Here is a 7600-nt window from a genome sequence, read left to right as displayed (position 1 = left end):
GCAGTTTCAGCATCGAGATACGCGCCGAGGAGGCAAGCCCCTTGAGCACGGCAATGCCTTCCTCAGGTTCAATCACCAGAAAATTACGACCCATGAATTTGCCAGTCTATACTTGTGGAAGAAGCTATCGCCTCGCTAATTCGTGTTCTGTAAGCTTGCGTTGGTGGGCGGGACCGTTGCAACGGCGTCGAAGGAAACGCCGAGCCGGCAATTTGGTTACATGCAAGCGGCTCCACGTTCGGTACGCATTTGAAGCCACACCGCAACAAGGATGTTTGGCTCAGGTCTAAATTGTTTGCCGCGCAGCTCGGCAAGGCACGCATCGATTGCAGCAAGCCGCGAGTCGCACCGGTAGCGTTGCGGGGGGCTAGTCATGGGTGCGCCGCAATGCTTCATCGTTCGCTCCCGCCGTGGCGACCACTGTATGGATCATGGCAAGGACGGCTTGGGACGCGCTGTGGTGCACCATGTGACCGGAATTCTGCACGATATGAATCACCGAACCTGGCACATCAGCATGAAGGCGGTGGGCCTGCCCCTTCGCATCGAGCAGGCGGTCACCATCGCCGGCTAGGATTCCGGCAGGCACCGATACCTCTTTATAGCTGGAGCGAAGCAGCGCCGACGGAACAAGTAAGCCCGATTCCGCTGAGGTGGACCGCAATTGCGAGGGACGGCTTGCAAGTTCCTTCATAGCCGAAGCGGAGACGGTCGACACTGCAGCCGGCCCAAATATCTTCGGCACTGCCAGCGGCCAAGTCAGCCTGACAAGGAGTGGCATAAATGTGTGACACAATGCGCTTCCAATGCGGCCGGGCTTTCGGCCCGCTTGTTGGTCTCGCGGATCGAAATGATGATCGAATACTGATTTGACGCGATGGTTGACCTCGCGCATCAGCATGCGAATACGATGCCCGGTTTCCCTCGGCGACGTGATGTCCCGGGCAATCTTCGATGATCTGCCTGGTTGCATTGCCCACAGGCGATTTCCGCTGTCGTGAACATACGATGTAGGCGAGTCGATATGGCTCGACCATCGCGTCAGCGCACGTCTGAAAAGGCCGGGGCAGGGCCGGGCCAAGATAGATAAGCTATCGTGATGCTCAGGTAGCTGGTTCAATTGGCCGGTGGTCATCTGCGTGATCGCATTCACGCTATCGTTCTCGGCCCGCATGAAGTCCAGCTGACTGGCGACTTGTTCCTCGAGGCCTATACGCGGCGCATGAAAATGCAGTGTCCAGCTTTGGCGATGGCGGGGGCGCTGGATTGTTGATATTGTACGCACGGAACAGGCGCGCAAATGACATCTGATTCAGAGAAGCCCGCGGCGGTCGAGCAGTTGCTTGATACACCTGAGCTTGCAACCGCACTGGAAAGCGAACAGTTCAAAAAATTCCTTGACCAGGTGCCGATCGCCATAGCCGTTTCCGACCTTGCCGCTGAGGAGCGTGTGGTCTACGCCAATCCCGAATTCGAGAAGCTCTCAGGCCTGATGGCCGCCAGGCTCACCCGGGAAAACTGGGCAGCCCTTTTGGGCAAAGGCCTCCATCAGCAAAAGGACAGGCCGCTTGCCGAGGCCGTGGTCGAGGGAACCGATTTAGTCGGCACCTACAGGCTGGAGCGCAACGAGGACAAGCCGGCGATCGTCGACGTTTATTCCAACGTGATCGAGGACGACAACGGCAAGATGTGCTTCCGGCTGGTGGCGCTGGTCGACGTATCGGCCCATGGCGAGGCGGGAGATGAGCGCTCGGTGGAGGAGCGTGTCAGCGAGAAAGACACGCTGCTACGCGAACTGCAGCACCGGGTAAAGAACAACCTGCAGATGATCACTGCACTGATCCGGCTGGAAAGCCGCAACGCAACCGAGGCCGACCGGAGACGGTTTGAGCGGCTCGCCGGTCGCGTCGACGCTCTGGCGATCCTCTACCAGACGCTAACGGCCGACGAGCCGAAGGAGGAGGTCGATCTTGGCGTCTATCTCAGCCAGATCGCGTCCGCGGTGATGAGTTCGCATGCAGTCGAGGGGATCCGCCTGGATATGAAGGTCGATACATATCCCGTGTCAATAAACGTCGCCATGCCGGCGGGACTGGTCGTGAACGAATTGCTGACCAATTCACTAAAGCATGCGTTCCGGGGACGCGACGGCGGCACGATAACGCTGCACAGCATCGTCAATGGCGACGGCTGCCGGGTTATAGTGGCGGACGACGGAATCGGCCTGCCGGAAGGCGAGACGTGGCCCAAGCCAGGCAAGCTCGGAGCGCTGATCGCGCGCTCGCTGACCGAGAACGCCAAGGCGCAGTTCGCAGTCGACTCTAGCGCTAGCAAAGGGACGAAGGTGACCATCATCTTCAAACGATCGGCGGCAGCAAGCTGAAAAATTGCCGTCGAACATACTGCACTGGCAGTTGCGTTCATATCGCGGCCTTGAACAGTGTGCTTGCAAATAGGCCCGGAGGTCTTCGAGACGGCTTCCATCACCGGTCCAAATTTCCCGGTCGAAGGGCCGCATTATTATTGGCGGGGAAGCAGGGACGACGTGTGGGGGCGGTGCGCTCGCTTGGGTTAGCGCATAAGGCCCGCTGTCCGAAGGGCGTGCTCGATGAGGTTCTTCACGCCCGGCTGGCCCGATGCGTTAGTACGCGGGGACTGGAGGGTGGCGGTTGACTCCGAGGACGCCGTCTTCGCCTTTTCCATAGCTGGTATCTCCAAACGGGATGGCACGTGCTGGCGAGCAGGCAACTCTGGCCTCGATGTCGTGGAGACACCCTTCTCCGTTACCAAGATGCCCCAGAACCGCGCGATCTCCTGAGTGGAAGAGATGCCGACATCAAGCATAAAGGGTCCCGGAGCGCCGAGGCCGTTGCCGAGCGGCCCATCCCAGCGATCATGTTGACCTCGATCAAGACTTCTCCCGCGCCATCACGCCAAACTTGCTTTGCGTGCTGGCCGGCAGCCTAAAGATGCGTTAGCGCTTTTGCCCGATGGACCTCCCGCCAGTGGCTCGCGAGCGCTTCGGCGTTGGAAGGCGAAACCGTCTGGTCGGCGGTGCCGTGGCAAATTGAGATCTTCGGCCACGGTCCTCGATGATGCGACGCGCCGCGGAGTTCGTTGCAGATCCTGTTCCGACGGGCCGCCATGTCCACGCATTCTATCGAACGCGTCCGGGATTGTCGTTGCGCTGCCGTAGGGCAGGCCGGCAATATCGCACAGCCTTCCAAATACTTCCGGATATGTCGCCAGCATGGCCGCTGCCATTGCGCCTCCAGCCGAAAAGCCCGTGGTCGAGACCGTGGGTGACGACCATCGTCTTGATCATCTGGCGGATCGAAAGCGCCTCGCCCGAACCGCGCTTGGCGTCGTCAGGCTGGAACCATTTGAAACAGAGGTTTGGATTGTTGCCGCGTTGCTGCTCGTGAAAGAGCAGGGCGAACCCGGTTTCGTCCGAAAGTCGCGACCATCCGGAGTGACGGTTGTACGCTGCCGCAGTCTGGGTGCAGCCATGCAGCATGACCACGAGCGGAGCGCCTTTGGGCAGTTCATCGGGAAGATAAAACGTGGCCCCCAACGCGCCGGGTTTGGTACCGAACTCGGCCAGCGTCTGCAGATGGTTCGACCCGCTACGTTTGGGAGTATGTGACGCATATCGCGCTTACAACGCGGCGATACTTGCGACGTATCGGATTTTTTTCGCAATCGAGCCGCCTCCGGTTGTGATGCCCGAATGGACCTCGATCCGCTCAACGCATACGCAGCAATATCGCTGCCGCATTGCACAATAGCAAGGTAGGTGGGGAGACAAAGTCCGGCCGAGCCCTGGAGCTGGGCTTGGAGGAAACCTGATGGTGGGCAGACCGCTTCCTTGTCGCGGTGCCGCTTGCCGCCCTGCGCTGCCGCTGCGATGGCGATGTATTCTGGGCGTAGCAGTTCAACAGACGCTTTGTCGGCCGACGCGCTTGCGGCAACCGCCCCGCCAAGACAAACCAAGTGATGGGCGGACGGTGGCGCACTCCGGAGGTCTACGGGAACATGACACGACAGTGACCGGCGAGCTTCGCAAGGCGTGCCTCCGTTGCCGCATGCTTCACTTAACGCGGAGCACCCGACTTCTGCCCCATCTCCCGGCCGCCTTCTCAGATCGTGTGGGGCTGGAGATCTCGATGAACGGGATGCGGTCCATGACGGATACTCCCCGCTCCGATGCTACACCGAAACTCGATCCAGAACAGCTGCAGCTGCGGGCCTCGCCTCGCCGCGCTGTGCGCTTCAAGCGCAGCATTATTGTCGCCATTGCAGCTGTTGCTTCCGGCACCGTTCTAGGCGTCACCATGATGGCGCTGCAGGGACCGGCGCTGCGCATCAAAGAGCAGGCTGACGAGCTTTACAACACTGAGCGGAAGCCAACCACGGAGGCAATTGAAAGGCTGTCTAAGGACTATTCCGGGATCAAGCCCAAGCCCCCGATGCTTGGACCACCGCTGCCCCGCGACCTCGGCCGCCCCACTCGCTACTGACGGCGCGCTCGCGAGCGGCTTCGTAACCGCCGAGCTACACCACCTGATGGGACACGACCGACGAGCCTTCCCAAGGCCGGTAACTTGCGGCTGGCGGGCTGTCCAACTGGGTGCGTCCGAGCAATTGGATTCCCCGGTGTAGAGTACTGGATCTCGCCTTGGCCGGCTGCATTCCTGGCTGCGTCCCCTACGATACATTGTCGAGCAGGGTCGACTTATCCAAGCCTTGTGTCGGCTCAGGCGGCCATTCACCATTCGGCGTCATCTCGTTGACTGTCTCGGGTAGATCCCGCGCAATCCTTCTGATTAGCTCGTCGCGCGAAAGACCCGTGTGCATCAAAATGGACGTGAGTGTACCTTCGTCCATTGCCGCTTCGACGTCCCTTGGCTCGATCGGTTGGTTTGGCCCGCTGCCAACCCACGAGTCGACCTTCGATCCTGCCCCCACCTCCCTGAACCGGTCGAGGATCTCACCAAGGTCAGCCCTCGACACGCCATTCGTTATCTGAGCCAGAATTCTGCGTTGCGGGTCGTTTGGGTTAAGATACCCCGCTCCCGGAATCAATTCACAGAGCTTGTCGCGATTTTGGTATGCCAGAACGCCAAGCATGGCGATCGCCAATCTTCCCAGATTTGCCATTTGGTCTCCTCCACGGTTGAGCGAATCGAAGCCAAGTCTCGGCGGATGCCGACGCGTGTGGGCTCGAACAACTTCTTGCCGGTCGGCTCGCCGGCGGAGAGGGCGCGTCCTCGGGTACTCTTTTCCATCTGACGTCTTCTCCTGACGCAGAACTTCGGGGCGCTTGGCCGCTGTCGCCTGCGCCGATCGAACGCCCTAACCCGGCGCCTTCCGGGTTTGTTCCGCTTGTCAGAGTTTGTCGGCGACGGTAGGGGGCACGACCCGACGGGTAACTCTACCGGCTCGAGAAATAGAGTCTGCCCAACTTGACCATACTTCAGAACGGCGGCGGCTCGGTTAGCCTCAGCTACCTTGGACTGCCGCCGGCTCGCGCACAAATTTCAATTTCGGCGGGACGGCGAACACCCTGAACCGCTCAGCCAGGCTGTCAAGAGCGTGACGCATGCCCACTCCCGCAGCAGCCGCACCGTGTCCACTGATGACCATCTGCGGGTTCAGGGCAGCCAGGTGCTTCACGGATCTTTCCGCCGCATCCCAGTCCGGCGTGAAGTAGCGCGGCGGACCGTGCATCTCAAGATCCTGAACGGCGACCTCATAGACTGACTCCTGACCGGTGGTGATGAAAGCGTCCCCTACGATCAGCGAACGGTCCTTCTCGCGCCAGAGCGAGATATGCCCAGGCGCGTGCCCGGGTGTGTGTAACCATCGCCATCCGGGCATTCCGGGGATCGATCCGTCGGCAGGTAAGAGTTCCAAACGGTTGCCAAGATCAATTGGCCCGCGTGGAAAAAGCGGCGACAGCAGCGCCATCAGTCCACCCCCGACCCAGGGATCGGGTGGCGGATAGGATGCGGTTCCGTCCAAATAGGGGTGCTCGAGTGGATGCGCGAAGACAGGCACGTCCCATTTATTTGCGAGGTCTAGAACCGTTCCCACATGGTCGAAATGGCCGTGGGTCAGGATGATCGCGGCCGGCCGTGCGTTCGTGCCAAACCGCCTTTCCGCGACCGCAAGAATGCTGCTGCGGGACGTCGGCAACCCGGTATCGATCAGCACCCAGTTCCGATCTCCGCTGCCGGTGCGCCGAAGAACACGACATTGACGATTGCTAGCCGCAAATAGCCCAAGTCCGGTGCGATGCTCCAAGCGCCGTCGCCACGATCCTCGCGCCTGGCGTGGTCGATCTCGGAAAGTCGAATCTGAACGGTCATGTGATCCCGTGCCTCTCTTGTTGCTGAGCAGCCGCTCGAGTCGATCGGCGGTGGTACATCGCCCCGAACTTGGCACGGCCCCCCTTGTTCCTCATTCGCCCCCAGCTCCGGACAGTCCACCACAGGAACAAGGCTCGACCAATCGGTTCGGCATTACCCGGCCACGCAAGGACGAGCTGGACTGAGCAACGAAGATGGCGCGCGCCCGATTGGATGCGGTATTTCGCCAACGCGGTTCCCGGTCCTAACAAGGCGGCCGAGTTCGAAGCCGACTGCTGAAAGGAGACTTCGAATGAGCGAAGTGGGGCGCAGGGACGAGCACCAGGTGGAGGCTCCGGTTCCGCAAGCTTCGCGCTTCGCCAGTTTTTCATGGCAGGCTTTGAGTGCTCCTCGCACCGGCGCAAGGACGGGGTTCGCCTCGATCTTATTCGTGCGACCTCGCATAATTTGCATGCCCTGGGCGCCTACCGCGGCTGCGCCGAACTCGGCCTTCGCACCATCCGCGACGGACCGTGGCGACACCGTCTCGATCAAAGCGGCACTACGCGAAGCTCGGGAGACTGCGCCTTATTTGGTGGCCTCCGACGAAGAACTAACCGAGGCAATCGTCGAGGCAGCAACTGCCTTGGGCCTCTGCGTGGCTTTTGACGGTCGCGAGTAGCTGTCAGCCAACTTCAGCCGCTGTGGCATCGCAACGGAAGCGCGCCGTCCTGCGCATTTCAATAGTCAGAGGTAATCCGTAATTACCTTCGCAACCTGCTATATCTGCCTGTAGAACGGGAACTGCGGGCTGAGCAAAGGTATTTGCTGGAGGAACTTGATAAGGTCGACAAAGAGTGACCGCATGGCTCTCCACTGGTTCAACCCTCCGGTCCCCGTCAAGACCGAGCGTCCCGGGATCATCCGCAATGTCAACAACGCCGAGGCAGCCGGCGAGGAGCTGATGAAGTGGACCAAGCGTGGTCCTTGGTGGGACCTCGCGGTGCGCGTTTGCATGGCCGTAATTTTTCGACGAGATGGAACCTGAGGAGGCCCGCAAGGCATTCCTAGCTGCTGCAAAAGAGGAGGGGACATTGCTCCCCCCAATGACAACTAGCTAAATTGGATGCGGTATAAGGTTCTAGGTGTCTCTGACCAACACCGCCGATAGTGTCCTGAAGGTTCTGCAAAAAGTTTTGGAGAGAGAACGGCGCTTGCTCTGAAGGGCGAGCGGCCATGGCACGGTGGTG

General features: G+C 60.2%; 6 protein-coding genes and 1 pseudogene. 3 read left to right on the top strand and 4 right to left on the bottom strand.

The genetic code is table 11. The annotated features are described in order from the left end of the window. Nucleotides 1–367: 367 nt before the first annotated feature. Complete coding sequence (locus NKH29_RS32030; RefSeq protein ID WP_353001370.1) at nucleotides 368–1153, bottom strand: alpha/beta fold hydrolase; 786 nt, start codon at nucleotides 1151–1153, stop codon at nucleotides 368–370. Nucleotides 1154–1300: 147 nt separating this feature from the next. Here NKH29_RS32030 and NKH29_RS32025 point away from each other — a divergent pair, with 147 nt between their 5' ends. After that, entirely contained in the window at nucleotides 1301–2383 is a 1083-nt protein-coding gene (locus NKH29_RS32025) for a sensor histidine kinase (protein ID WP_353001369.1), read from the top strand. A 774-nt stretch (nucleotides 2384–3157) separates the two neighbouring features. Here the strand turns inward: NKH29_RS32025 and NKH29_RS32790 are convergent. After that, nucleotides 3158–3517: a PHB depolymerase family esterase gene (locus tag NKH29_RS32790; RefSeq protein WP_502896865.1), complete on the bottom strand. Its 360-nt coding sequence runs from the start codon at nucleotides 3515–3517 to the stop codon at nucleotides 3158–3160. A gap of 649 nt (nucleotides 3518–4166) precedes the next feature. Here NKH29_RS32790 and NKH29_RS32015 point away from each other — a divergent pair. Further along, nucleotides 4167–4520 carry a hypothetical protein gene (locus NKH29_RS32015; RefSeq protein ID WP_245278762.1) on the top strand — a complete coding sequence of 118 codons (354 nt, stop codon included), beginning with the start codon at nucleotides 4167–4169 and terminating at the stop codon, nucleotides 4518–4520. 187 nt (nucleotides 4521–4707) lie between these two features. Here the strand turns inward: NKH29_RS32015 and NKH29_RS32010 are convergent, their stop codons facing one another. Next, a complete protein-coding gene (locus tag NKH29_RS32010) occupies nucleotides 4708–5160 on the bottom strand; it encodes a YidB family protein (protein WP_023722560.1) in 453 nt (150 codons plus the stop codon). A 342-nt stretch (nucleotides 5161–5502) separates the two neighbouring features. Continuing rightward, a pseudogene (locus NKH29_RS32005) lies at nucleotides 5503–6371 on the bottom strand (MBL fold metallo-hydrolase). Between the two features lie 844 nt (nucleotides 6372–7215). Here NKH29_RS32005 and NKH29_RS32000 point away from each other — a divergent pair. Beyond that, on the top strand, nucleotides 7216–7398 hold the full coding sequence (locus NKH29_RS32000; protein ID WP_352589228.1) for a hypothetical protein: 183 nt from the start codon (nucleotides 7216–7218) through the stop codon (nucleotides 7396–7398). The last annotated feature ends 202 nt before the right edge of the window (nucleotides 7399–7600 follow it).

The sequence above is a fragment of the Mesorhizobium sp. M1295 genome (genome assembly GCF_040318135.1).
Lineage (GTDB): Bacteria > Pseudomonadota > Alphaproteobacteria > Rhizobiales > Rhizobiaceae > Mesorhizobium.
The sequence above is the reverse complement of the archived record's forward strand: the minus strand, read 5'-3'. Positions and strand labels throughout refer to the sequence as shown.

Excerpts from the sequence above, each read along its gene's own strand:
- NKH29_RS32015 (WP_245278762.1), top strand. The coding sequence starts at position 4,167 with ATGAACGGGATGCGGTCCATGACGGATACTCCCCGCTCCGATGCTACA.
- NKH29_RS32790 (WP_502896865.1), bottom strand. The coding sequence starts at position 3,517 with ATGCTGCATGGCTGCACCCAGACTGCGGCAGCGTACAACCGTCACTCC.
- NKH29_RS32010 (WP_023722560.1), bottom strand. The coding sequence starts at position 5,160 with ATGGCAAATCTGGGAAGATTGGCGATCGCCATGCTTGGCGTTCTGGCA.
- NKH29_RS32000 (WP_352589228.1), top strand. The coding sequence starts at position 7,216 with ATGGCTCTCCACTGGTTCAACCCTCCGGTCCCCGTCAAGACCGAGCGT.
- NKH29_RS32025 (WP_353001369.1), top strand. The coding sequence starts at position 1,301 with ATGACATCTGATTCAGAGAAGCCCGCGGCGGTCGAGCAGTTGCTTGAT.